The organism is Pseudomonas kitaguniensis, assembly GCF_009296165.1.
GTDB classification, from domain to species: Bacteria; Pseudomonadota; Gammaproteobacteria; order Pseudomonadales; family Pseudomonadaceae; genus Aquipseudomonas; species Aquipseudomonas kitaguniensis.
The window spans coordinates 30,228-53,787 of record NZ_VUAZ01000123.1 but is presented as its reverse complement, the minus strand read 5'-3'; the positions used below and the strand labels follow the sequence as shown (position 1 = coordinate 53,787).

Annotated in this window: 20 protein-coding genes and 1 pseudogene; 8 read left to right on the top strand and 13 right to left on the bottom strand. The window is 60.0% G+C overall.

Annotated features, from left to right (window positions below):
- Window positions 1-21: 21 nt before the first annotated feature.
- Genes ribA through F0169_RS19895 form a run of 3 tightly spaced genes read left to right on the top strand, consistent with a single transcriptional unit; the run spans window position 22 to window position 1,852 of the window.
- Window positions 22-639, top strand: coding sequence for a GTP cyclohydrolase II (gene ribA, locus F0169_RS19905; protein ID WP_058412860.1), 618 nt, complete (start codon window positions 22-24; stop codon window positions 637-639).
- Complete coding sequence (locus F0169_RS19900) at window positions 636-1,055, top strand: nuclear fragile X mental retardation-interacting protein 1 (RefSeq protein ID WP_172979488.1); 420 nt, start codon at window positions 636-638, stop codon at window positions 1,053-1,055. Before ribA ends, F0169_RS19900 begins: the two co-directional genes overlap by 4 nt.
- Window positions 1,052-1,852, top strand: coding sequence for a cobalamin-binding protein (locus F0169_RS19895; RefSeq protein WP_152747418.1), 801 nt, complete (start codon window positions 1,052-1,054; stop codon window positions 1,850-1,852). The genes F0169_RS19900 and F0169_RS19895 overlap by 4 nt, the downstream gene beginning before the upstream one ends.
- A 135-nt stretch (window positions 1,853-1,987) precedes the next feature.
- Here the strand turns inward: F0169_RS19895 and F0169_RS19890 are convergent, their stop codons facing one another.
- The 5 genes from F0169_RS19890 to F0169_RS19870 all read right to left on the bottom strand — a co-directional run bounded on the left by F0169_RS19890 (window position 1,988) and on the right by F0169_RS19870 (window position 8,318).
- The gene (locus F0169_RS19890; RefSeq protein ID WP_152747417.1) at window positions 1,988-3,889 is read right to left on the bottom strand and encodes a TonB-dependent receptor domain-containing protein; all 1,902 of its coding nucleotides are present in this window, start codon (window positions 3,887-3,889) and stop codon (window positions 1,988-1,990) included.
- A 79-nt stretch (window positions 3,890-3,968) separates the two neighbouring features.
- A complete protein-coding gene (gene dxs, locus F0169_RS19885; RefSeq protein ID WP_152747416.1) occupies window positions 3,969-5,864 on the bottom strand; it encodes a 1-deoxy-D-xylulose-5-phosphate synthase in 1,896 nt (631 codons plus the stop codon).
- Window positions 5,865-5,974: 110 nt separating this feature from the next.
- Window positions 5,975-6,862: a (2E,6E)-farnesyl diphosphate synthase gene (gene ispA / locus F0169_RS19880; protein ID WP_058412865.1), complete on the bottom strand. Its 888-nt coding sequence runs from the start codon at window positions 6,860-6,862 to the stop codon at window positions 5,975-5,977.
- Window positions 6,859-7,101: an exodeoxyribonuclease VII small subunit gene (locus F0169_RS19875; protein WP_003194556.1), complete on the bottom strand. Its 243-nt coding sequence runs from the start codon at window positions 7,099-7,101 to the stop codon at window positions 6,859-6,861. Before F0169_RS19875 ends, ispA begins: the two co-directional genes overlap by 4 nt.
- A 77-nt stretch (window positions 7,102-7,178) precedes the next feature.
- A complete protein-coding gene (locus tag F0169_RS19870; protein WP_152747415.1) occupies window positions 7,179-8,318 on the bottom strand; it encodes a Fic family protein in 1,140 nt (379 codons plus the stop codon).
- A gap of 190 nt (window positions 8,319-8,508) precedes the next feature.
- Between F0169_RS19870 and F0169_RS19865 the strand changes: the two genes are divergently transcribed.
- From F0169_RS19865 to F0169_RS19855, 3 genes are all read left to right on the top strand, one after another.
- Complete coding sequence (locus tag F0169_RS19865) at window positions 8,509-8,748, top strand: hypothetical protein (protein WP_152747414.1); 240 nt, start codon at window positions 8,509-8,511, stop codon at window positions 8,746-8,748.
- Window positions 8,749-8,981: 233 nt separating this feature from the next.
- Window positions 8,982-9,206, top strand: a complete 225-nt coding sequence (locus tag F0169_RS19860) for a hypothetical protein (protein ID WP_152747413.1) — start codon at window positions 8,982-8,984, stop codon at window positions 9,204-9,206.
- 496 nt (window positions 9,207-9,702) lie between these two features.
- Window positions 9,703-10,665 (top strand): virulence RhuM family protein, encoded by a 963-nt coding sequence (locus tag F0169_RS19855; protein ID WP_341869106.1) that lies wholly within the window; start codon window positions 9,703-9,705, stop codon window positions 10,663-10,665.
- 272 nt (window positions 10,666-10,937) lie between these two features.
- On the opposite strand, the gene F0169_RS19845 is transcribed toward F0169_RS19855, so the two are convergent.
- The 8 genes and pseudogenes from F0169_RS19845 to exaC all read right to left on the bottom strand — a co-directional run bounded on the left by F0169_RS19845 (window position 10,938) and on the right by exaC (window position 19,790).
- Window positions 10,938-11,708 carry a LexA family transcriptional regulator gene (locus tag F0169_RS19845; protein ID WP_152747411.1) on the bottom strand — a complete coding sequence of 257 codons (771 nt, stop codon included), beginning with the start codon at window positions 11,706-11,708 and terminating at the stop codon, window positions 10,938-10,940.
- A 213-nt stretch (window positions 11,709-11,921) separates the two neighbouring features.
- The gene (gene ppa / locus F0169_RS19840; RefSeq protein WP_058412870.1) at window positions 11,922-12,449 is read right to left on the bottom strand and encodes an inorganic diphosphatase; all 528 of its coding nucleotides are present in this window, start codon (window positions 12,447-12,449) and stop codon (window positions 11,922-11,924) included.
- Between the two features lie 93 nt (window positions 12,450-12,542).
- Window positions 12,543-13,373: a M90 family metallopeptidase gene (locus tag F0169_RS19835; RefSeq protein ID WP_152747410.1), complete on the bottom strand. Its 831-nt coding sequence runs from the start codon at window positions 13,371-13,373 to the stop codon at window positions 12,543-12,545.
- 6 nt (window positions 13,374-13,379) lie between these two features.
- The gene (locus F0169_RS19830; RefSeq protein ID WP_058412872.1) at window positions 13,380-14,036 is read right to left on the bottom strand and encodes a DedA family protein; all 657 of its coding nucleotides are present in this window, start codon (window positions 14,034-14,036) and stop codon (window positions 13,380-13,382) included.
- A 293-nt stretch (window positions 14,037-14,329) separates the two neighbouring features.
- Window positions 14,330-15,166, bottom strand: coding sequence for an ethanolamine ammonia-lyase subunit EutC (gene eutC / locus F0169_RS19825; RefSeq protein ID WP_152747409.1), 837 nt, complete (start codon window positions 15,164-15,166; stop codon window positions 14,330-14,332).
- Window positions 15,163-16,557 (bottom strand): ethanolamine ammonia-lyase subunit EutB, encoded by a 1,395-nt coding sequence (locus tag F0169_RS19820; RefSeq protein WP_058412874.1) that lies wholly within the window; start codon window positions 16,555-16,557, stop codon window positions 15,163-15,165. The genes eutC and F0169_RS19820 overlap by 4 nt, the downstream gene beginning before the upstream one ends.
- Before the next feature lie 65 nt (window positions 16,558-16,622).
- Window positions 16,623-18,056: an ethanolamine permease gene (gene eat, locus F0169_RS19815; RefSeq protein WP_058412875.1), complete on the bottom strand. Its 1,434-nt coding sequence runs from the start codon at window positions 18,054-18,056 to the stop codon at window positions 16,623-16,625.
- Window positions 18,057-18,270: 214 nt separating this feature from the next.
- Window positions 18,271-19,790 (bottom strand): annotated as a pseudogene (exaC, locus tag F0169_RS19810) (acetaldehyde dehydrogenase ExaC).
- Between the two features lie 271 nt (window positions 19,791-20,061).
- On the opposite strand from exaC, the gene F0169_RS19805 reads away from it, so the two are divergent.
- Window positions 20,062-21,972 (top strand): sigma-54-dependent Fis family transcriptional regulator, encoded by a 1,911-nt coding sequence (locus F0169_RS19805; RefSeq protein ID WP_152747408.1) that lies wholly within the window; start codon window positions 20,062-20,064, stop codon window positions 21,970-21,972.
- 325 nt (window positions 21,973-22,297) lie between these two features.
- On the top strand, window positions 22,298-23,431 hold the full coding sequence (locus F0169_RS19800) for a hypothetical protein (protein WP_152747407.1): 1,134 nt from the start codon (window positions 22,298-22,300) through the stop codon (window positions 23,429-23,431).
- Window positions 23,432-23,560 lie beyond the last annotated feature (129 nt).

Here is a 23,560-nt window from a genome sequence, read left to right as displayed (position 1 = left end):
ATCTGAAATCAGGAGCACACGGTGCCCGTCGTTTTCGTCGCCGCTTCCAAGCTGCCTACCCCTTTTGCCACATTCACCATGAACGGCTTTCTCGAAGAAGCCACTGGGCGAGAGCACGTCGTGCTCAGCCTCGGTGAGATCGCCGACGGTGCGCCGGTGCTTGGCCGCGTGCACTCCGAGTGCCTGACGGGTGACGCGCTGTTCAGCCAGCGCTGCGACTGTGGTTCGCAACTTGAAGCCGCCATGCAAGCCATTGCCCGTGAAGGGCGTGGCGTGTTGCTGTACTTGCGTCAGGAAGGCCGTGGCATTGGCCTGATGAACAAGATTCGCGCCTATGAGCTGCAAGACGGCGGCGCCGACACCGTGGAAGCCAACGAGCGTCTGGGCTTTGCCGCTGACCAGCGTGACTACGCGATTTGCCTGCCGATGCTTGAGCATTTGGGCGTGAAGTCCCTGCGTTTGATGACCAACAACCCGCGCAAGGTCAAAGCCTTGACCGAGATGGGCATCACCGTGGCCGAGCGCGTGCCGTTGCACACCGGGCAAAACCCGCACAACAAACTCTACCTGGCGACCAAAGCCAGCAAGCTCGACCACATGATGGGCAACGAGCATCAGGGCGAGGTCGACCGCGCGTGACCCGTGGCCAGGTCAAACGGCGGCTGTCCTTCAACTGGTGGCAATACCTGGCGCTGGCGTTGCTGCCGTTGTTTGTGATCAACCTGGTGTTTGGCCGCGCGCAATCCCTGCTTCCCGTGCTGGCCATACCGTTGTTCATCGCCGGTGTGGCCTCGATGTTTCTGAGCCTGCGTTATTTTCATGGCTATAAACACGCACTGATCGCCACTTCCAAAGCCCTCGATACGCCCGAAGAACCGGCTGCCTGGTTGACCCTCGCGGCGCGTCGGCGCACGGCGCTGTTGGTTGCCGCCATACCGGCCTGGATCGGTGCGCTGGCGGTGTTCGTCGGCCTTGAGGCGGTGCCGCTGTTTCTGCTGGCACTGTCGACCCTGGTGCTGTTTTACCTCTATCGCATCCCCCGTCAACTGGGATGAAACGCTATTGGCTGGCGCTCATGCTGCTGGCATTCAGTGCACAGGCCTTGGCGGCCCAGCGTGTCGTCAGCCTGGCGCCATCGCTGTCTGAAATCGTGGTCGAACTGGGCGCTACCGACGTGCTGGTGGGCCTGCTCGACGGCGGCGATCGGCCGGCAGCCTTGGCCGCGGTGCCGTCAGTGGGGCATTACGGGCAGCTGAATATGGAGCGCCTGCTCAGCCTTAAGCCCGACCTGATTCTGCTCTGGCCCGGCAGCGTCGGCCCCGCCCAGCGCGAGCAACTGCAGCGCCTGAATATCCCGGTTTATGTGGCCGAGCCGCATAACCTTGAGCAACTCGCCACGCAAATCCAGGCCATTGCCGAGCAATTGGGCCGCGATGAGGCCGGTCGCCAATTAGCCACGCACGTGCGCCAACGCTTGGCCCAATTGCGCCAGCGCTATCAGCGTGCCGAGCCGTTGCGCGTGTTTTACCAAGTCTGGAGCCCGCCGTTGTACACCGTGGGCGGCGGGCAGATCATCAGCGATGCTCTGACGGTGTGCGGGGCGCGCAACGTATTCGACGATCTCAAGCTGCCTGCGCCGCAGGTCAGTATCGAGTCGGTGTTGCAGCGCAATCCGCAGGTGATTCTGGCCGCCGACCAGCCGCAACTCGACGCCTGGAAGGCCTGGCCGCAGCTAACGGCGGTTGCCGAAAACCGCTTGTACCGAGTGCCGGACAAAGGGCTGGAGCGGCCGAGCGCGCAGATGGTCGAGGCGGTGGCCAAGCTCTGTCAGGCGATGGATACGCAGCGCTAGTCATCAATTGTATTTTAAGGCGCACGCGGCCATTGCCTGGGGCTACTCAACCTGCAGCAAAGTATTGGCCGCAGGCAGCCTGGCGTCCACTGCGCGGGTCGACCGCAAACACTGACAAGCAGCGCGGCGGCTGGGTTACAGCGGCGGCGTCCAGGTCAGCCCAAACATCCAGACCCGACCTTCTTCCCGGTAATGTTGATTGTTCTGGAAGTTCGGGTCTTGATAGTTGTACATCGCCCGGGCGTAAGTTTTGTCCAGCACGTTATCGACCTTGGCCGACAGCACCACGTCGCGATTCAACGCCCAACTGCTGCGAAACCCCAGCAAGGCATAACCGCCCAGGCGATTGCGATTGTCTTCAGCGTCATAGCTGCGGCTGATCGCCTGCCAGCTTGCGCCCACACCGAACGTGTCGAATTGCCGGTCCAGATCCACGCTCAACGTGCGGCGCGCACGACGGGCCAGGGTGTGGCCGGTATCGCGGTCGCGCGGGTCGATGAATGCAACGCCCACGTTACCCTGCCAGCCGAACAGCTCCTGCTTGAGCGCGGCTTCAAAGCCGTTGATGCGTGCCGACGCCACGTTTTGCGGTTTGCTGGTGCTGTCGAGGATGATCGCGTTGCTTAAATCAGTGCGGTACAGCGACGCTTCCAGGCGCGTGCGGTCACTCAACTGGCTGCGCCATTGCAGCTCGTAACTCTTTGAGGTTTCCGGCTGCAGGTTCGGGTTGCTGTAATTCGTGTCAGGGTAATAAAGGTCGTTGAAGGTCGGCGCGCGAAAGCCCTCGCTGTAGCTCAGCAACAGGTCATTGTCGGAGTTAACGGGCACGGTGAGGGTGCCGCTCCAGCTATTTTGGCTGCCGAACTGTTGATTCTGATCACGCCGCAGGCCCAGCTCCGTAGAGAACCATTCGCTGTGAAAGCGGTGCTGTACAAAGGCTGCGCGGTTCCAGCGGCTGTTTTCGGTGAACCGGGTGGAGCCGTGGAAGCGATCTTCGTACACGTCACCGCCGAGTATCAGGCTGTTCTGATCATCCAGCGTCAGGTCGTTTTGCCAGTTGAGCGAGTCGCGGTAGGTGTTGAATACGCTGAAATCATCACTGAGCGTGTCGCGCTTGGTGTCGCGGTTTTCACTGTGGCCCAACTCCAGGCGCGACTGCCAGCGCTGATTGAACGTGGCGTCGACGTAGCCGCTGGCGCTGCTCACGGTGTAGTCGGTGTAAGGTTTTTGCCCGACGCTTTGGCCGGTGGCGGCGTCGTAGCGGCCGAAGCTGTTGTCGTACTCCGACTTGCCGCGGTTATCCAACAGGTTGAACCCCGCTTCCAGTTCATCGCTGAAGGAATGGCTGAGGTTCAGGCTGATCGATTGATTGCGGTAGGCATCATGGTCGCCATCGCTGGGGAGCGAGGCGTGCGTTGAATTAATACCGGCGGTGTCATCCAGGCTCGCCCCCAGGTTGAAACGCGTGTGCTCATCGCCACCGGAGAGGCCAAGGCTGCGTTCCCACGTCTGGTGGCTGCCAAACCCTACTTTCAAGCGCGGCTGCAGGCCTTTTTCGGCATTGCGGCGGGTGAATATCTGGATCACACCGCCGATCGCATCACTGCCGTAGATCACCGAGCGTGAGCCGCGCAGCACTTCGACGCGTTCAATTTGGTCGACGTTCAGGTAGTGCAGCCCGCTGTCACCGGAAGTGGTGTTGGCGATGCGCTGGCCATCCACCAGCACCAGGCTTTGCGCGGCTTTGGTGCCACGGATGAAGATGCCCGGCAAACTGCCGCGCCCGCCGCTAGGCGCCACTTGCACGCCGGGCACGCGGCTGAGCAGGTCGGTCACGCTGGTCGGTTGCAGGCGGTCGATGTCATCGCGGGTGAACACGCTGTTGGCCGCGCTGCTGTCGTTGCGTGCCTGCACCTGACGGTTGGCGCTGATGACCACGTCGGGCAGTTTCAGGGCGTTATCGCGTTCGAAGGCCTCGGCGAGCAGGTCGGTAGCGGGGAGCAACAGCAGCGGCAGGGCGTAGCGAAGGCGATTCATGGGCTGTCCGTAGCGTTTTGAAAAGGCCACCCATCAACGGTGGGAGAGGGCTTGCCCCTCCCACAGTGAGTGGCGGTTTCTACCGGCCGGGCAGTGCCATGCGCGCGCGCACCGAAGCCTCGATGCCGGCCTCGTCCAGCCCGCATTCGGCAAGCATCTGCGCTGGCTTGGCGTGTTCGACGTACCTGTCCGGCAAGCCCAAGTGCAGCACCGACTTGAGGATATTCTCCCGCGCCAGGAACTCACTGACCGCCGCACCGGCACCGCCCATGATGGCGTTTTCTTCGACGGTCACCAACAGTTCGTGGCTGCCGGCAATTTCGCGGACAAGGGCTTCGTCCAGCGGTTTGACGAAGCGCATGTCGACCACGGTGGCATCAAGCTTCTCGGCGACTTTCAGGGCTTCGGCCAATTGCACGCCGAACACCAGGAACGCGGTTTGGCTGCCATGGCGACGCAGAATGCCTTTGCCAATCTCGATCGGCTCCAGGCCTTCATCGATCAACGCATTCGGCCCATTACCGCGCGGGTAACGCACGGCAGCGGGGCCGTTGTACAGATAGCCGGTGCTGAGCATTTTGCGCAGTTCGTTTTCGTCGCTCGGCGTCATCACCAGCATGCCGGGGATGCAGCGCAGGTACGACAAATCAAAACTACCCGCGTGAGTCGGGCCGTCTTCACCGACCAAGCCGGCGCGGTCGATGGCGAACAATACGTCGAGGTTCTGCACCGCCACGTCGTGCACAAGCTGGTCGTAGCCGCGTTGCAGGAACGTGGAATAAATCGCAACCACCGGCTTGGTGCCTTCGCAGGCCATGCCCGCGGCGAACGTCACCGCGTGCTGCTCGGCAATTGCCACATCGAAATAGCGCAGCGGGAAACGCTCGCTGAACGCCACCAGGTCGGAGCCTTCCTTCATCGCCGGGGTAATGCCCACCAGGCGCGGGTCGGCAGCGGCCATGTCACACAGCCATTCGCCAAACACACCGGAATACTTAGGCCCGCTGGCCTTTTTCGGCGCGGCGGGAGCATCCAGTGGTTCGAGCTTGGTGATTGCGTGGTAACCAATCGGGTCGACTTCCGCCGGGGCGAAGCCTTTGCCTTTTTTGGTGACGATATGCAGGAACTGCGGGCCTTTGAGGTCACGCATGTTGCGCAGCGTGGCGATCAGCGTCGGCAGGTCATGGCCGTCGATTGGGCCGATGTAGTTCCAGCCCAGTTCTTCGAACAAGGTGCCGGGTACCAACATGCCCTTGGCGTATTCTTCGGTACGCCGGGCAATTTCCCACGCGCCGGGCAGACGCGAGAGCACCTTCTTGCTGCCTTCGCGCATGCTGGCGTAGGTGCGGCTGGAAAGAATTTTTGCAAGATAATTCGAAAGGCCACCGACATTGCGCGAAATCGACATGTCGTTGTCGTTAAGGATCACCAACATGTTGGCGTCGACTTCTGGCGCGTGGTTCAGCGCCTCGAAGGCCATGCCGGCGGTCAGCGCGCCGTCACCAATCACCGCAATCGCCTTGCGCTCGCTGCCTTGCAGGCGGGCGGCAATTGCCATGCCCAGCGCTGCACTGATAGAGGTGCTGGAGTGGCCGACGCCAAAGGTGTCGTACTCGCTTTCGGCGCGCCGCGGGAACGCTGCCAGGCCTTCCTTCTGGCGCAGGCTGGCCATGCGCTCGCGACGGCCGGTAAGGATTTTATGCGGATACGCCTGATGGCCCACGTCCCACACCAGCCGGTCGTCCGGGGTGTCGAACACGTAATGCAGGGCGATGGTCAGCTCGATCACGCCCAGCCCTGCGCCAAAATGCCCACCGGTCTGACCGACCGTGTAGAGCAATTCCAGGCGCAACTCATCGGCCAGGGTTTCCAGCTCGGCTTCACCCAGTCTGCGCAGGCCGTCCGGCGTGGCAGCACGGTCGAGCAGTGGCGTGGACGGGCGCTTGCGGGGAATCTCTTGAAACGTCGTGGGCATCAGGCGAATCGTTATAGGTATAGAAGAGGCGGCAGTTTACCTCAAGCGGTGCAAACTGCCCACGCAGAGCGCGGAACTTGGCCGATATGCGGCCGCAATGCGCGCCGTTATCAGTGGCGGCGTTCGACGATATACCGCGCCAAGTCGCGCAGTGGCTCGGCCGCAGCGTCGAAAGGTCGCAGGGCCTGCAAGGCTTGATCGCGCAGTTGCACGGCATACACTTTGGCCGCGTCCAGCCCGAGCAGCGCAGGATACGTCGGTTTGTCCCGTGCGATATCCGCACCCTGGCGTTTGCCGAGGGTGGCGGTGTCACTTTCTACGTCGAGAATGTCGTCCTGCACCTGAAACGCCAGGCCGACCGCCTGGGCGTAGGTGTGCAAGGCCGCCAATTGCGCAGGTTCCGCGCGACCACTGGCCAGGGCACCCAGTTGCACGGCGGCCTCAATCAGCGCGCCGGTCTTGTGGCGATGCATATGTTCAAGCGCTTTTTGGTCGAGCTTGAGGCTGACCGAGCCCATATCGATCGCTTGCCCGCCGACCATACCGGCAGGGCCAGCCGCCAAGGCCAGCGTCGTCACCATACGCAAGCTGACCTCGGCCGTGACGCGGCTCAAGCGCGGGTCCAGCAACGCGCTGAACGCCAGGCTTTGCAAGCCATCACCTGCCAGAATCGCATACGCCTCATCAAAGGCCTTGTGCGTGGTGGGCTGGCCGCGACGTAAATCGTCATCGTCCATCGCCGGCAAATCGTCATGCACCAAGGAGTACGCGTGAATCAGCTCCACCGCACACGCCGCGCCATTTGCCTGCTCGGCAGGCGCGCCCAAGGCTTCACACGCCGCATACGCCAGCAACGGGCGCACGCGCTTGCCACCATTCATCACGCTGTAGCGCATGGCGTCATAAAGGCGCTGCATTTGCGGGCTTGGCGCAACAAACAAGGGTTCGAGCGCCGCATTCACACGGGCTTGGCTGCTGGCCTGATACGCGTCGATCATTCAGGCTGTTCCGCGTCGAAAGGTTCTTCGGCCAACTCCCCATCCCGCTCCAGCAGCACCTGCACCTTCTGCTCCGCCTGCGCCAGCGCGCTCTGGCAGTCACGGGTCAGGCCGATACCTTGCTCAAACGCCGTCAGCGAGTCCTCCAGCGACAACTCGCCGTTCTCCAGACGCTCGACCAGCGCTTGCAGGTCGGCGAGAGATTGTTCGAAATCGAGTGCAACTTTTTTGCGGGCCATGGCGGCTATTCCGGTAGACGGTAAACCGGCGCGACACTAGCAGACATGCGGAATTGGGGCAAATGAGCGGGGGTGGTTCAGTCGGCCTCGCCGTTGATTTTATAGCGCGTACTGCGGCCCCCGCCAGGCAACCGAACCAGGCAGTTTTTTTCCAGTAAATCGGCCAGGTGCCGGGTCGCCGTCGCTTTGGACACCTTCGCCACCGCCTGATACTGCGCGGCGCTGATACCGTGCTCAAAGCCCTTTTCGCCGCCGTCGAGCAGGCGATTAAGCACCTTTATCTGCTCGGCAGATAACGCAAGGTCCGCGTAGCGCTGCCAGAACCGGCTCTTGTCCAACACCCGATCAATCCGCGCCATGGCCTGCTGCACGCTGCGCAAAAAAGTTTTGAGGAACCATTGCAGCCACTCGGTGATATCCAGCGTGGCCCTTTGGGCGGACTCCAGCGCGTGGTAATAACCGGCGCGGTCTTCCAGAATGCTTGCCGACATCGCATAAAAGCGAATGGCCTGATGCTCGCCCTGAGCCAGTGCCAGATCCGTGATCGCGCGCGTCAGGCGGCCATTACCGTCATCGAACGGATGCAGCGTGACAAACCAGAAATGCGCGACGCCAGCGCGCACCAGCGGGTCCAGCTCTGGCTGATCGCGGCTGGTTTCGAACCACTCCAGAAAGTCATCCAGCGCCAGATCCAGCCCCGCGCGCGGCGGCGCTTCAAAATGCAGGGTCGGCTTGTCAAGTCGCCCCGAGACCACCTGCATCGGCTCATCGCCCCTCAACGCCCCCACATTCAGCGCGCGCGCAGCAAAGCCTGCCTCCGGAACCGGGAATAGCCAGTGGTGCCAATTCAATAAACGGGCGAGGGTAAACGGCTCGGTGTATTGCTCGGTGGCATCCATCATCAGCTCGGCGAGGCCTTCGCTACGCGGGCTCACCTTGCCGTCTTTCATCGCCTCCAAACCCAAGCGCCGCGCCAGCGAGGAACGCACCGAGCCGACATTCAACTGCTCATCTTCGATTGCCGAAGAAGCCAGGACATTTTGCAGCAACGCATCCAGTTCATTCTTCGCACTGACAGGCCCGCTGACGGAGCCGAGCATGCCCAGCAGCTTGCCTTGCGCTTGCCCGCACTCACGCAACAAGGCAGCCAGGCGTGCGGGTTGCCAGTAAAAATGGGGCCAGTCGGTGTGTTGCCATATCCAGCGCGGATCAACCATGGAGGTAGGCCTGGGCGTGTGAGCCGAATAAGGGATTTATTCGGCTCATTTAGTGAGCCGATTGTGTGGTTTATTCGGCTCATCGTCTACTCGAGTGATGATTTTTCAAGATGTCCTGGCGATGAATGTTTTTTACTAGCGGCTGCGAATACCAGGCGCCCATCTGCTGGCGATACCCCACCAGGCTCTGATGAAAGCCATCCAGCTCATGTTCGAAAAGGTGATGTGCGAAGCGGCGGGCATTCGTGACGGCTCGGCAAACGGCAAGGCGTCGGAGAATGCCGTAGCAAAAGGCGGCTGCATGAGCGGTTGGAAAATTCAGAATGGACTCTGGTGTGATTTTCAAAGGCCAGCAGTACCGATCCCTTTCATTTGCAGGACGTTTCCTAGAGAATCCCGGCCGCTTGCGCCAGCAAAATCCTGCGACTAGGCTGCGGTCCGTCACTGTCTTTCAGTGATCGGGTTTAGTCGCCCGGATTCGATTGGCGCATAAGCAACTCATGAGTCGGGCACTCCTTCGCCTGCATCTTATGGTGGCTGTGCGCAGGGCACCTCCGGGTGCGCCGGGTTTCCAATCGACTGGTCGACTAACCTGCGTACAGCTGCCACCTTTCGTTTAGTCGCGGGACAAGGCAGCTCCAAATTATCGATTGGAGTTTTGCTATGAATAACGTTGTTTCGGATACCGCGACCCACCCCTTTACCGTCAATGAAGAGCTGAGCTTCGAAGATGCCTGGCTGCGCGTGGCTGAGTTGCTGCAATGTGCGGTGACGACGTCGCAAGCGCTCGGCGAACCGCTGGGGGCGCCGCATAAGGCGGTGATGCACTTGGTGGCGATGGCGAAGCTGGTGGCGGATCGGGCGGTGGAGTGTTTGCAGCTAAAGTAATAACGCCACGATTTTGCACCAGGTAATAACCCTTTGGTCAGCAAGGCGCTGACCAAAGGCCAAAACACTAATGACTCGTCGTCAAAGCAATCGCTTTCCAGTGCCGTGCGTATGGCGCCTGCATCCGTTAGCTTCGAGTAACCCCGCTCGGGCAGCTTGAAAGCCCCGCACGCTTGAGGCGGTCATGCGCCACTTTCATCGCGTCATAAAACATTTAATAAGGTACAGATTGACCGAGCGCCCGAGCTTGGTTCTGAGGCAATTGAAGTACACTTGCCCCAGCTCCAGCCTGCTGGCGGCGCAGGTTACCCGAAGAGCTGCTCAAGATGCTTTCGAGTAAAGGACGAACCCGCACCAGCCTTCTCAAAGGCAACGAACACGAGCTGGAAGACCTGCTGATCGAGGAAAAAGTTGAGCTATGAGTACGGATAACGTCCACAGCAACACGTCGCAGTTCATCATCTACCAGAGCGAAGACGGGCAAACGCGGTTGGATGTGCGGTTTGTCGACGAGTCTGTATGGCTGACTCAGGCGCTGATGGCAGAGCTGTTCAGCACCACGCCAGAGAATGTGCTGATGCACCTGAAGAATATCTTCAGCGAGGGCGAGCTTGATCAAAATGCAACCACTAAGGATTTCTTAGTAGTTCGCCAAGAAGGCACACGGCAGGTAAAGCGCAGCCTCAAGCACTACAACCTGGACGCAATCATTTCCGTTGGGTATCGCGTACAGAGCCATACGGCAACCCGCTTCCGGCAATGGGCTACACGGCAGCTTCGTGAATATATCGTCAAAGGGTTTGTGCTTGATGATGAGCGCCTGAAAAATCCTGACCAGCCTTTCGACTACTTCGAAGAGCTGACGCGGCGCATTCAGGATATTCGCACCAGCGAAAAGCGCTTCTACCAGAAAATCACCGACATCTACGCCACCAGCGTGGACTACGACCCAACGCAAGACGCCAGCATCGGCTTCTTCAAAACCGTGCAAAATAAAGTGCACTGGGCGATCACTGGGCAAACTGCTGCGGAGCTAATTCATCACCGTGCCGACAGCAGCAAACCGCATATGGGCCTGACCAACTGGCGCGGCGCCAAGGTACGCAAACAGGATATTGTCAACGCCAAGAACTACCTGACCACAGACGAATTAAGCGCTCTGAACAATCTTGTCGAGCAATATCTGGTGTTTGCTGAAGGCCAGGCTATGCGTCGTATTCCCATGTCCATGGTCGACTGGGTAAAAAAACTTGATGGGTTCCTGACTTTGAACGACCGCGACATTCTCAACAATGCAGGCAAGATCTCCCACGACATGGCCAAACAATACGCCGAGTCGCAGTACGAAAACTTTCACCAACAGCGCCAATATGCAGATGCTGCGGGTGCGGACAAGCGCCTTGCCGACTTGAGCCAGCGTGCTCATCAGCTATCGGGCAAAACGCGTAAGCATGACTGAGCATTAGAAAAAACAAGCATTCCATTTCGGCACGCAAGCTGTAGGCCGAGTACTTCCTAATCAGGCATTAAAAAGCCGGCTTGTGGCCGGCTTCTCGGGGACTGCTTCAGCTTGTTTTTGACAAACCTCACCAGCCTTCAAATCGCTCAGCCAACATTGCGTCTGGCTGAATAGTCAGGGCATCGGCAGAAACTGTTCCGCGTCGCCGGGCAGGGTGAATGGCGCACAGCCAACCCCTGCCAAATGTGCGACGCATGATACCCATGTTCACCTCAATTGCCCACCTCCGGGTCCGATTTAGAGCCTTCCCAGCCCAGCAGTTGTTCATCCAGCGGCACCGGCCTGCGGTTATTCAGGGTGGACCACCAGAACACCCAGCCCACGATCAAGAAGTTCTGTTCGAAGCGTTGTTCGTAGGTCAGGTATTCGTCCGGGTGTTCGCCGGCGTTGTGGCTGCGCATGCGCAGGCCTCCGCCGGGGCGGTTGTAGAGGTATTTGATGCGCAGCATGCCGTCGTGTTCGACGGCGTAGATTTCGCCGTCGATGATTTGGCTGCGGCCGCGGTCGATGGCGAGGGTGGCGCCTTGTTGGATGATGTCGATCATGCTGTTGTCGACCATGTAGGCGCCCAGTGCGCGGTCGGGGTTTACGTTTAGCGTTTGTAGGGTGTGCACGGAGACGCGGATGCGCTCGGTTGAGGTGAATGTGGGGTGGAGGGGGATCTCCACGTCGATTTTTTCCGGCATGCAGATAGGGCCTGTGAGGTACTTGCCGCTTTCTTCACGGGTCGGGAGCCCTTTTGTTGTGTCCGGGCCGGCCAGCAGGAAGTGTGCCGGTGGATGTTTGGGGCCTTCGCCGGTGCGTAGCCAACGGCTGGAGACGCAGAGCAAGTCTGCGATCTCGTTGAGTCGGCCCATGGGCACGCCGCGTTTGAACCAGTTGTTCACGTGTTGCGGCGTGACGTTACGGTTCTTGGCGAAGTCGGAGGCGGAAAGATGAACTTCCCGCAGTAGTGCTTTTAGTCGATCACCTGATGTATTCATAAACGCAGAGTTTACTGACGGGGGGGAACACATCAAATAAACCATGCGTTGAATTACATGTGTAGGGATTCACGTAGTTGTAGTCTGATATTTCTGTATATTTAGTTAGTTCAACGTTGTGTGTTAGTCATTGAACTTGGTGTTTATTTTTCCCACAAAAAAAGCCCCGGATAACCGGGGCTTTTTTGATTGCCGGAGCAATGGGAGCAAGTATCAGCCTTTGTAGGCAGCGACCGACTTCATGATCTCGGCGCGGGCGGCGTCTGCGTCGCCCCAGCCTTCGATCTTCACCCATTTGCCTTTTTCGAGGTCTTTATAGTTCTCGAAGAAGTGTTTGATCTGTTCCAGCAACAGTGGCGGCAGGTCGGTGTATTCCTTCACGTCCACGTACAGTTGGGACAACTTGTCGTGGGGCACCGCGATAACTTTGGCATCGCCGCCGCCGTCGTCGGTCATGTGCAGGATGCCGACTGGGCGCGCGCGGATAACCGAGCCTGGGGTAACCGGGTAAGGGGTTACAACCAGCACGTCGAGGGGGTCACCGTCGTCAGCCAGGGTGTTAGGGATGAAACCGTAGTTGGCCGGGTAGAACATCGGGGTGGCCATGAAACGGTCAACGAACAGGCAGTCGCTGTCTTTGTCGATTTCGTATTTGATCGGCGCGTGGTTGGCCGGAATTTCGATGGCGACGTAGATGTCGTTCGGCAGGTCTTTGCCAGCCGGAATCTTGCTGTAGCTCATTGGGCGGTGCCCCCGTAGTTGGCCATGAAGCATGGCCGGATTGGCCTAAAAGTGGCGGCGATTATAGGCATATTCTGACGCCGATGCCATGCGTCAGACGTCGTAGGGCGCGTGGCGTTCCGTCTGATACCGTGCGTCGCTGGCCTGCAGTTGGGTCAGGCGGGCCAAGGGGTCCTGGCGATAAAAGCGGCTCAGTTGCGCATACACCTGTGGATAAGTGCTGGCCAGTAAATCCGGGGCACTGAAAAAATATTCACTGGTGACCGCAAAGAACTCCGCCGGGTTTTCGGCGGCGTAGGGGTCGATCTCGGTCTCCACGTCAGGGTTGGCGTCCAGTTGGCGATTGAGGTCATCAAACGCGCTTTGCATCACGCTGGCCCATTCCTGCACGCGCATGTCTTGATGCAGCGGCGGCAGGCCGTTGGCGTCGCCGTTGAGCATGTCGAGCTTGTGCGCCAACTCGTGGATGACCAGGTTGTAGCCTTCCCAATTGCCGCTGGCGAGTACGCCGGGCCAGGCAAGAATCACCGGGCCTTGCTGCCAGGCTTCGCCGCTGTGTTCGCCGTCCCACTCGTGTTCGACGCCGCTGGCGTCGCGGTGGCGTTGCGGGCTCACGAAGTCGTCGGGGTACAGCACGATTTCGTGAAAACCCTGATACCAGTCGAGGTCGCCGAGGTGCATCAGCGGCAGTTGCGCCTGGGCGGCGAGCAGCAGGCGTTGTTCCTGATGCAGGTCGACGCCGGGCAGCGCGGTGAGGTGTTTTTCGGCAAGAAACATCACACAGGCTTCGCGCAACCACTGGTCTTGCTCGGCGCTGATGCCGTCAAGAAAGCTCAGGTGGTGGCGCACCCGTTGCCAGGTGTCATCGGCAATCGGGTGTTTGGCCAGCAGGCGCCGGCGACGCCAGGCGCTGAGGGACCACATCGCGGGTTACTGCGACTTGGCTTCGGAAGACGTGCGGCCAAAGCGGCTGCGGAACACGCCGATGATCATCGGCACCAGCGACAGCAGAATGATGAACACGACCAGCAGCGAGAGGTTTTTCTTGATAAACGGCACGTTGCCGAAGAAGTAACCCAAGGTCACCAGCCCGCCGACCCAGAGGATGGTGCCGAGCACGCTGAAACCGAAGAAGCGCGGGTAAGGCATTCTGGCGATACCGGCAACGAACGGTGCAAAGGTTCGCAGGATCGGCAGGAAGCGCGCCAGCGTCACGGTTTTGCCGCCGTGCTTGTCGTAGAAGTCGTGGGTTTTTTGCAGGTAGTCGCGGCGGAAGATCTTCGAGTTCGGGTTGCTGAACAAGCGCTCTCCGGCTGTTCGCCCAATCACATAATTGGTGCTGTCGCCGAGGATCGCCGCCAGCATCAACAGGCCGCCGAGCAACACCGGGTCCATGCCGCCGCCGGCCGCGATGGCGCCTGCGATAAACAGCAATGAATCACCCGGCAGAAACGGCATGACCACCAGGCCGGTTTCGCAAAAAATTACCAGAAACAGAATGGCGTAGATCCACGGACCGTAGTTGGTTACCAGCATGTCGAGGTACACGTCGAGATGCAGGATAAGGTCGAGCGGGTTGAAATCCATGGATGGCACCTGTGTGAATGGCCCTACTCAGTAGGCCTGTGCGGAAGCTCGGGTAAGTAAGGCTACAAGGATATGCCGTATTTCTTACGACCCTGAAAGGCCCGCATTATACGTATTGCGAGGTGAAAAGCGTGTTGGTTTTGTAGCGAGGAATGTCGCGTTAATCAAGGGCGTACGCCCTCTCAAGGTTACTTGGCTCTAAACAGGCCTCAACTTCTTCTGAAACAGGCTTTGACCACCCACGTGGCTGTGACTGGCCGCTGCCTGATGCGAAATAAAGTGCACGCGTGCCGCTATCGGTCATCCGGCGGGCTGAGTAGGAAGTTGCCTTTCATCAGGTCAGGATCGTCCGACTCAAGGGTCTGAACCTGCGCCTCGTCCTTGAGATTGACCCCCGACAACTGCCGGCGACACGCCTCCCGCATCAAGTAAAGCAGGCGATGCGCCGCCATGCCGTAACTCAAGCCTTCCAGGCGCACATTGGAGATGCAATTGCGGTAGGCGTCGGTCAGGCCGACCTTGGGGTTGTAGGTGAAATACAGGCCCAAGCTGTCCGGCGAACTGAGCCCCGGCCGTTCACCGATCAGGATCACCACCATTTTGGCGCCCAGCAACTGGCCGATTTCATCCGCCACCGCCACGCGGCCCTGTTCTACCAGAATCACCGGCGACAATGACCACCCTTCGGCTTGGGTCTGTTCCTCCATGCGTGTAAGAAACGCCAGCGTATGTTTATGCACCGCCAGCGCCGACAGGCCATCGGCCACGACCACGGCGAGGTCTACGCCGCCGGGGTGGGCGGCGGCGTAATCACGCAGGCGCTGCGCCGATTCACCACTTAAGCGCCGCCCCAGGTCCGGGCGTTGCAGGTAGCTGTGCCGGTCGAGCGCGGCGCTGTGCAGCAACAGGCTGTCGCGGCCGCGTTCGGCCAATTGGCTGCTCAGCCCGGCAGCGTCGAAGGGCAAGTGCACCGCGTCGCGCGCCTGGGCGTGGGCGAACTGGAAGTCCAGTTGCGCGCTGGTCGGAATGCTCGTGCCGGTGCGGCCCAGCGCAATGCGCGCAGGCGTCAGGCGGCGCAGTTGCAGCCAAGGGTTTTCGGGTAGGTCGACGTGCACGGGCGGCTCCTTCATCCCAGTTGCGCCAAGGCGTGGCGAAATGCCGGTGGCAGGCTGTTGCCGAAATGCACTTTGCCGTCGGCTTGCGTGAAGATGCCCATTTTCGCCAGCCACTGTTCAAACTCCGGTGCCGGTTTTAAACCCAGTGTTTGGCGGGCGTATAAGGCGTCGTGAAACGAGGTGGTCTGGTAGTTGAGCATGATGTCATCGGAGCCGGGGATGCCCATGATGAAGTTGATCCCGGCCACGCCCAAAAGCGTCAGCAGGGTGTCCATGTCGTCCTGGTCGGCTTCGGCGTGGTTGGTGTAGCAGATGTCGCAGCCCATCGGCACGCCGAGCAACTTGCCGCAGAAGTGATCTTCAAGGCCGGCGCGGATGATTTGCTTGCCGTTGTACAGGTACTCCGGGCCGATAAAACCGACCACGGTGTTGACCAAAAATGGCTTGAAATGCCGCGCCACGGCATAGGCGCGGGTTTCACAGGTTTGCTGGTCGACGCCAAAGTGCGCGTTGGCCGACAACGCGCTGCCCTGGCCGGTTTCGAAATACATCAGGTTCTGGCCCAGGGTGCCGCGATTCAGGCTCAACCCGGCTTCGTAACCTTCCTGCAGCACGCTCAAGCTGATGCCGAAACTGGCATTGGCGGCTTCGGTGCCGGCAATCGACTGAAACACCAGGTCCAGCGGCACGCCACGGTTGATGGCCTCGATGGAGGTGGTGACGTGGGTCAGCACGCAGGCTTGGGTGGGGATTTCGTAGCGCTGGATGATCGCGTCGAGCATCTCGAGCATCGCGCAGATCGAGGCGATGCTGTCGGTGGCCGGGTTGATGCCGATCATCGCGTCGCCGTTGCCGTAGAGCAGGCCATCGAGAATGCTCGCGGCGATGCCCGCCGGTTCGTCCGTCGGGTGGTTGGGTTGCAGGCGGGTCGACAGGCGCCCGCGCAGGCCCATGGTGCCGCGAAACCGCGTGACCACGCGGATCTTCTGCGCGACCAGTACCAAGTCTTGCACGCGCATGATTTTCGACACGGCGGCGGCCATTTCCGGGGTCAGCCCGGGCGCCAATGCGCGCAGGGCGTGTTCGTCGGCCGCGTCGCTGAGCAGCCAGTCGCGCAGGCCACCGACGGTCAGGTGGCTGACCACGCCAAACGCTTGTTTATCGTGGGTGTCGACAATCAGCCGAGTGACTTCGTCGCTTTCATAAGGGATCAGCACTTCTTGCAGGAAGTGTTTCAACGGGATATTCGCCAGCGCCATCTGCGCCGCGACCCGCTCGCCGTCGTTTTGCGCGGCCACGCCAGCGAGAAAGTCCCCGGAACGCGCGGGGCTGGCCTTGGCCATCACGTCCTTGAGGCTGTCGAAGCGGTAGGTCTGTGCACCCACCGCGTGAGAAAAGCTTGCCATACAGTGTCTCCTTGGCGACGCGGGCAGGCTGTGAGTAAAGCGCCCGCGTCGAGGTTTACGGCCCATCAGTGCAAGGCGGCCTCTGCGGCCTGGATCGCCGCAAATTCTTCTTCCGGCGTGCCTGCTACCAAGTGATGCCGGCTGTAGAAAGCAAAGTAAGCAATTAATACTCCATAGATGATCGCGGCGCCAATAACCACCCGTGGATCGACCAGAAAGCCCGCCACCACGGCCACACAGGCGAGTACCAAGGCCACGCCGGAGGTGAAAATACCGCCCGGTGTGCGGTACGGGCGGTCCATTTTGGGGCGGCGGATGCGCAAGGTGATGTGCGCGGCCATCATCAGCACGTAGGAAATGGTCGCGCCAAACACCGCCACCAGAATCAACAAATCACCCTGGCCGGTCAGCGACAGGCCAAAACCGATCATGCCGGGGATCACCAGCGCCAGCACCGGCGCCTTGCTTTTGTTGGTCTGCGAGAGTTTGCGCGGCAGGTAGCCGGCACGCGATAAAGCGAAGATCTGCCGCGAATACGCGTAGATAATCGAGAAAAAACTGGCGATCAGCCCGGCAAGGCCCACCAGGTTGACGAAGCCGCCCATCCAGGTGGAGCCGCCGTAGGCAAGCGCCAGGGCTTCCACCAGCGGGTTGCCCGATTTGATCAGCGCGTACGTGCCGGCGCCGCCGGGTGCGATGACCAGAATCAACAGGGCGAAACTGGTCAGCACCACAATGGCGCCGATCAAGCCGCGAGGCAGGTCGCGCTTGGGGTTTTTGGTTTCTTCGGCGGCCAGCGGCACGCCTTCGACCGCGAGGAAAAACCAGATCGCATAGGGAATCGCTGCCCATACGCCGACGTAGCCGAAGGGCAGGAAGCTGCTGGCGCCCTTGGCGTCGGTCACCGGCACGTCCAGCAAGTTCGCCACGTTGAAGTGCGGCACCATTGACACCAGGAACACGCCCAAGGCAATGGCCGCGATGGCGGTGATCACAAACATCAGTTTCAACGCTTCGCCGACGCCGAAGATGTGAATGCCGATAAACAGGATGTAGAACGCCAGGTAGATCATCCAGCCGCCAATGCCGAATAACGACTCGCAGTAGGCGCCGATAAACACCGCGATAGCCGCGGGGGCGATGGCGTACTCGATCAAAATGGCGGTGCCGGTAAGGAACCCGCCCCATGGGCCAAACGCGCTGCGGGCAAAGCCATAGCCGCCGCCGGCGGTGGGGATCATGGAGGACAGTTCGGCCAGCGAAAAACACATGCACAGGTACATGGTGGCCATCAGCAAAGTGGCGAGAAACATGCCGCCCCAGCCACCTTGAGCCAGGCCGAAGTTCCAGCCGGCGTAGTCGCCGGAGATCACGTAGGCAACGCCGAGGCCGACCAACAGCACCCAGCCGGCGGCACCTTTTTTCAGTTCGCGTTGTTGGAAGTAGTCGGTGTCGACTTTTTCGAAGTCGACGGAAGAGCCAGTGGGTTCGCTAGGCATGGGAAAGTACCGTCCATTCTTATTGTTTTAACTCGGCGTATGAATGCCGAATGCAAGTCGCAAGTACTTGTGGAGATCCAATGTGGGAGCGGGCTTGCTCGCGAAAGCGGTGTTTCAGTAAACGATGAAGTGGCTGATGCACTGCCATCGGGAGCAAGCCCCCTCCCACATTTAATTGTATTTTTAACGCGGGAGTGGGGCGGCTGTTGAAGGGTTAGAAGAATCCCAGCGGGTTAATGTCGTAGCTCACCAGCAAGTTCTTGGTCTGCTGGTAATGATCCAACATCATCTTGTGCGTCTCACGGCCCACACCGGACTTTTTGTAACCGCCGAACGCGGCATGCGCCGGGTACAGGTGGTAGCAGTTTGTCCACACGCGGCCCGCCTTGATCGCGCGCCCCATGCGGTAGGCGCGGTTGATGTCGCGGGTCCACACGCCGGCGCCGAGGCCGAACTCGGTGTCGTTGGCAATCGCCAGCGCCTCGGCTTCGTCCTTGAAGGTGGTGATGCTTACCACCGGGCCGAAGATTTCTTCCTGGAACACGCGCATTTGATTGGTGCCCTTGAGCAGGGTCGGCTGGATGTAATAGCCCCCAGCCATGTCGCCGCTGAGCTTCTCGACCTTGCCGCCGGTCAGCAACTGCGCGCCTTCGCCCTTGGCGATTTCCAGGTAAGACAGGATTTTGTCGAATTGCTGCTCGGACGCTTGGGCGCCGACCATGGTGTCGGTGTCCAGCGGGTCGCCGCGTTTGATCTGCTCGACCTTCTTCATCACCACTTTCATGAAATCGTCGTAAATCGACTCTTCCACCAGCGCGCGCGACGGGCAGGTGCACACTTCGCCCTGTTGAAGAACGCCAGCACCAGGCCTTCGGCGGCTTTCTCGATAAACGACGGTTCGGCGTTCATGATGTCGGCGAAGAAGATGTTCGGCGACTTGCCGCCCAGCTCAACGGTGGACGGAATAATGTTCTCGGCCGCGGCGTGCATGATGTGCGAGCCCACTGGCGTGGAGCCGGTGAAGGCGATTTTAGCGATGCGCTTGCTGGTGGCCAGGGCTTCGCCGGCTTCCTTGCCGTAACCGTGCACCACGTTCAGCACGCCCGGCGGCAGCAAGTCGCCAATCAGCTCCATCAATACGTTGATGCCCAGCGGGGTTTGCTCGGCCGGTTTGAGCACCACGCAGTTACCGGCGGCCAGGGCCGGGGCGAGTTTCCACGCGGCCATCAGCAGCGGGAAGTTCCACGGGATGATCTGGCCGACCACGCCCAGCGGCTCATGGAAGTGATAGGACGCCGTGAGTTCGTTGATCTCGGCGCTGGTGCCTTCCTGAGCGCGGATGCAACCGGCGAAGTAGCGGAAGTGGTCGGCCGCCAATGGGATGTCGGCGTTAAGGGTTTCACGCACGGCTTTGCCGTTGTCCCAGGTTTCGGTGACGGCCAGCAGTTCGAGGTTCTGTTCGATGCGGTCGGCGATTTTCAGCAGTACCAGCGAGCGGTCCTGAGCCGAGGTCTTGCCCCAGGCGTCAGCGGCGGCGTGGGCAGCGTCGAGGGCTTTGTCGATGTCTTTGGCCGTCGAGCGCGGGAATTCGGCGATAGGCTTGCCGTTAACCGGCGAGGTGTTGGTGAAATAGTTGCCCTCCACCGGCGCGACAAATTCGCCGCCGATGAAGTTGCCGTACTTGGCCTTGAACGAAACGATCGAGCCTTCAGTACCGGGATGTGCGTAACGCATGGTGGGTATCTCCTGACTTTTATGTTTATTGGAGTACAACGGGGTTGCGCCTGATAAAGCGTAGAGCAAAGGTTGGGCCACCGCCGCGCGCGCCCGTAAACCGGGGGGTTAGAGTTTTTTACAAGGCGTTGCTGTGACACCGCTGATACAGCGGGAGTGACAGTCTGTGCCATAAACGGTACAGCCTGTGACCGGTGAGCCCGCCCGCGATTGCAATGGTTTTATGGCTGGGGGATGCTGGCTGTTCTCACGCAGCGAGAATAATAAGATCATGCAAAACGATCATTTCAGTCGCCATGCCCAGCAAGTCTTGACCGCCACGCGCGGGCAAGACCTCACCCACGGCCCCGGCAGCGATCCGTCCATCGCCCGTTCCTGGCTGCGTTGCCTTGAGGACTATCACCTCGACCCGGCGCTGAGTATTGCGCCTACCGTGCTCGAACACGGCCGCCTGCTGGAGAGCCGCGAACGCCTGCAACACGTGCTGCACATCGCCGGCAGCGAGATGAACAGCCTGCATCAACAGCTCTCTGGCGCCGGCCATGCGGTACTGCTCACCGACGCGCGCGGGGTGATTCTCAACTGTGTCACCGCGCCGTCCGAGCGCACGATCTTCGAACGCGCCGGCCTGTGGCTGGGCGCCGACTGGAGCGAGGCCTGCGAGGGCACCAACGGTATCGGCACCTGCCTGGTGGAGCGCCAGTCCTTGACCATTCACCGTGATGAACATTTTCGCGGGCGCCACACCGGCCTGACCTGTTCGGCGAGCCCGGTGTTTGACCCCCATGGGGAACTGCTGGCGGTGCTGGACGTGTCCTCGGCGCGTGAAGCCGTGTCGCGTCAGAGCCAGTTCCACACCATGGCGCTGGTGAATCTGTCGGCGAAGATGATCGAAAGCTGTTACTTCCTGCGTCATTTCGAGAAGCACTGGCTGCTGCGTTTTCACCTGCAGGCTGAGTCGGTGGGCCTGTTCAGTGAAGGGCTGCTGGCGTTTGACGGGGAAGGGCGCATCTGCGCGGTCAATCAGAGTGCGTTGAATCTGCTGGGCCAGGTTCGCGGCGGTTTGCTGGGGCAGCCGGTGGAGGCGTTTTTTGACTGTTCGCTGGATGAGTTGCTCGGTCGGGCCAGCGCGAATGCCACGGCCAGTTGGCCGTTGCGAACCCGTGATGGCCGGCAGTTGTTCGCCGCGCTACGCGGCCACGCGTGCAGTGCACCTGCGCCGCTGGCCAAGCCCGAGGCGCCACGCTTGCCAGGTATTTGCCTGGGCGATCCGGCGTTGCAGGATGTTTTTCGCAAGGCGCTGAGAGTATTCGAGCGCGACGTGCCGGTGCTGATTAACGGCGAAACCGGCTGCGGTAAAGAAGCCTTCGCCAAAGCTGTGCACCAGGCCAGCCAGCGGTCGGGCAAGGCCTTTGTTGCGCTGAACTGTGCAGCCATCCCCGAAAGCTTGATCGAAAGCGAGCTATTCGGTTATTGCGGCGGCAGCTTTACCGGCGCCCGCAAGGAGGGCATGCGCGGCAAGCTGCAGCAGGCGGACGGCGGTACGTTGTTTCTGGATGAAATCGGCGACATGCCATTGGCCTTGCAAACCCGTCTTTTACGCGTGTTGGAAGACCGCCTGGTCGTACCCATCGGCGGTGAGCCTGGGGCGGTGGACGTCAGAATCATCAGCGCTACCCACCGCAATTTGCTGGCGCGCGTGCAGGCCGGCAGCTTTCGTGAAGATTTGTACTACCGCCTCAACGGTTTGGAAGTGGCCTTACCGGCGCTGCGTGAGCGCAGTGACAAATCGCAGTTGCTGGATGTGTTGCTGGCGCAAGAGGCGTCAGGGCAAACAGTGCTTCTAAGTGTTGCTGCGCGCCAGGTGTTGCTCAGCTATGCCTGGCCGGGCAACGTAAGGCAGTTGCGTACCGTATTGCGCACGTTAGTGGCGCTGTCCGATGAGGGTGCTGTAGGGGTTGAAGATTTACCCGCCAATATTCGCCAGGCGGGTGTGCAGCACGCCGCGGTGGTTGAGGCTTCGCCACTGGCTGACGCCGAACGCCAGGCAATGTTGAGTGTGCTTGAGCAGCAATGCTGGCACATGACCCGTACGGCCGAGCAATTGGGTATCAGTCGTAACACCTTATACCGAAAGTTGCACAAACATGGGCTGGTGCCGGTGCGTCATTTGAGGGGTTGAGCGCAACCGATCCGGGCAGCTTAAGTGCCCCGCCCCGTCATTTTTTTCAGCACCAGAGCGGGGCGGGCTGACGATTTTTACACGAGTATGGAACGATAAGTGAAGGGCGGCCACGTAAGTTATGAAGCACAGGGAGTGTGTATTTAACTTACTTCTTGAGAATACTCCAATGGCGCTACCACCTGTTTCATCTCCGAGAGTAACATTACCGCCTCCCCCCGTTCCAACACCAAGGGCAAGGGCCGCTGCGCCGCCGCCCCAGGCTGCGCCGCCCCCGGGTCTTAGAAGAGCCCCCTCCGGCCAGTATTTCAATCAGCAAGGCAAATTGGTTAATAAGCACAATCAGCCGGTCAACGACAAAGGTCAAAGAATTAACAATGCGGGGCAACTGATCAATACAAAAGGTCAGCCAATAAACGAAAGGGGCCAGCTGATAAATGCTCAAAATCAGACGATCAACTCGCAAGGCAGGGCGGTGAATGATAATGGGCACTTGATTGATGCGCAGGGGCGTACGGTCAACACATTCGGGCGCGTTATAGATGATAAAGGGCATTATATTGATAATGATAAAAAACTGGTCAATAAAGAGGGCTTTCTGGTGGATAAAACCGGTCGCGCGCTTGATAAAGATGGCAAGGTTGCCAGGGACCAGGCGAGCGCTGTAAAGGGTAATAATGAGCCGCATTCGGATATGCTTCCCCCTATTCTAAAAGCAAGGGTCTTTAAGTGGCAGGGCAAAGAGCTGCCGCCGGCCAGCCTGCCCAAAGCTACGGTTGCCGAGGTGGCTGGGCGGTTGTCTGATGCTGAAAAATTGATCAAGTCGGGCGTGATTTCTCAGTCGCCCGGTGCCGGCTTGATTGCACGCGATGCGGGCATTAGCGCGGGTGTTACCGGTCTTGTATCTGCACCGATCAACGTCGCTGCTTACTCAGGCTCTGTTGCTGTGGGCGAGGCGATCAAAGCGTCTTATTTGCCTGCGCCACTGGTGCCACCGCCGCCGACTGCGAAGTCGACTGTTGAGCTGCCCGCGGCTGCTCCTGGAGATGCGGCAGCCGCCGTAAAGGAGGCAGAAGAAGCGTCTGCGCAAGCGCTTTATCCCCGAATAAACGACGCCCAAATCGTTGGCCTGACGGTGACCAATTTATCCATCGCGCTGAGGTACGGAGAGACCGAGCAGCATTTTATTCCAGGTCCATATTGGCCGGCCGCCCCCCTTGAGCGGATGGAACAACTCGAGAACATGTTGGATTTTGCCGAGGAACACACCAAAACGCTGGCTGATGATAATGAAGTTTATTTTAAATCCTTCCTCCCTAAGCAGAAGGCCGCCGACGGCCTGGCAGGGCTCGGCGCTCGGGTCGATGCCCTCGAGGGAAGGCTCGCGGCGCTCAATAAGGCGCAAGGCCTGGTAATCGATAAACTAAGTGCAATAAGCCAGGAGGAAGAACCGGCGTAAGCCGCTGATGAGCGCTGTGAGGCAACTCGGCCTGCGCAGTTGTTCGTTCCTGTGATGAACCACTGCTGTCCCGACGAGGTGGCAGTGGGCTTGGCCTGAATAAGCGCCAGCGACTGTTTTAACCTCGAG

Coding starts and splice junctions, on each gene's coding strand:
- F0169_RS19845 (WP_152747411.1), bottom strand. CDS start 11,708: ATGAATACATCAGGTGATCGACTAAAAGCACTACTGCGGGAAGTTCAT.
- ispA (WP_058412865.1), bottom strand. CDS start 6,862: ATGATCGACGCGTATCAGGCCAGCAGCCAAGCCCGTGTGAATGCGGCG.
- F0169_RS19875 (WP_003194556.1), bottom strand. CDS start 7,101: ATGGCCCGCAAAAAAGTTGCACTCGATTTCGAACAATCTCTCGCCGAC.
- F0169_RS19835 (WP_152747410.1), bottom strand. CDS start 13,373: ATGTGGTCCCTCAGCGCCTGGCGTCGCCGGCGCCTGCTGGCCAAACAC.
- ppa (WP_058412870.1), bottom strand. CDS start 12,449: ATGAGCTACAGCAAGATTCCGGCTGGCAAAGACCTGCCGAACGACATC.
- eutC (WP_152747409.1), bottom strand. CDS start 15,166: ATGAAGGAGCCGCCCGTGCACGTCGACCTACCCGAAAACCCTTGGCTG.
- eat (WP_058412875.1), bottom strand. CDS start 18,056: ATGCCTAGCGAACCCACTGGCTCTTCCGTCGACTTCGAAAAAGTCGAC.
- F0169_RS19830 (WP_058412872.1), bottom strand. CDS start 14,036: ATGGATTTCAACCCGCTCGACCTTATCCTGCATCTCGACGTGTACCTC.
- F0169_RS19895 (WP_152747418.1), top strand. CDS start 1,052: ATGAAACGCTATTGGCTGGCGCTCATGCTGCTGGCATTCAGTGCACAG.
- F0169_RS19890 (WP_152747417.1), bottom strand. CDS start 3,889: ATGAATCGCCTTCGCTACGCCCTGCCGCTGCTGTTGCTCCCCGCTACC.
- F0169_RS19865 (WP_152747414.1), top strand. CDS start 8,509: ATGAAAGCCATCCAGCTCATGTTCGAAAAGGTGATGTGCGAAGCGGCG.
- dxs (WP_152747416.1), bottom strand. CDS start 5,864: ATGCCCACGACGTTTCAAGAGATTCCCCGCAAGCGCCCGTCCACGCCA.
- F0169_RS19860 (WP_152747413.1), top strand. CDS start 8,982: ATGAATAACGTTGTTTCGGATACCGCGACCCACCCCTTTACCGTCAAT.
- F0169_RS19805 (WP_152747408.1), top strand. CDS start 20,062: ATGCAAAACGATCATTTCAGTCGCCATGCCCAGCAAGTCTTGACCGCC.
- F0169_RS19820 (WP_058412874.1), bottom strand. CDS start 16,557: ATGGCAAGCTTTTCTCACGCGGTGGGTGCACAGACCTACCGCTTCGAC.
- F0169_RS19870 (WP_152747415.1), bottom strand. CDS start 8,318: ATGGTTGATCCGCGCTGGATATGGCAACACACCGACTGGCCCCATTTT.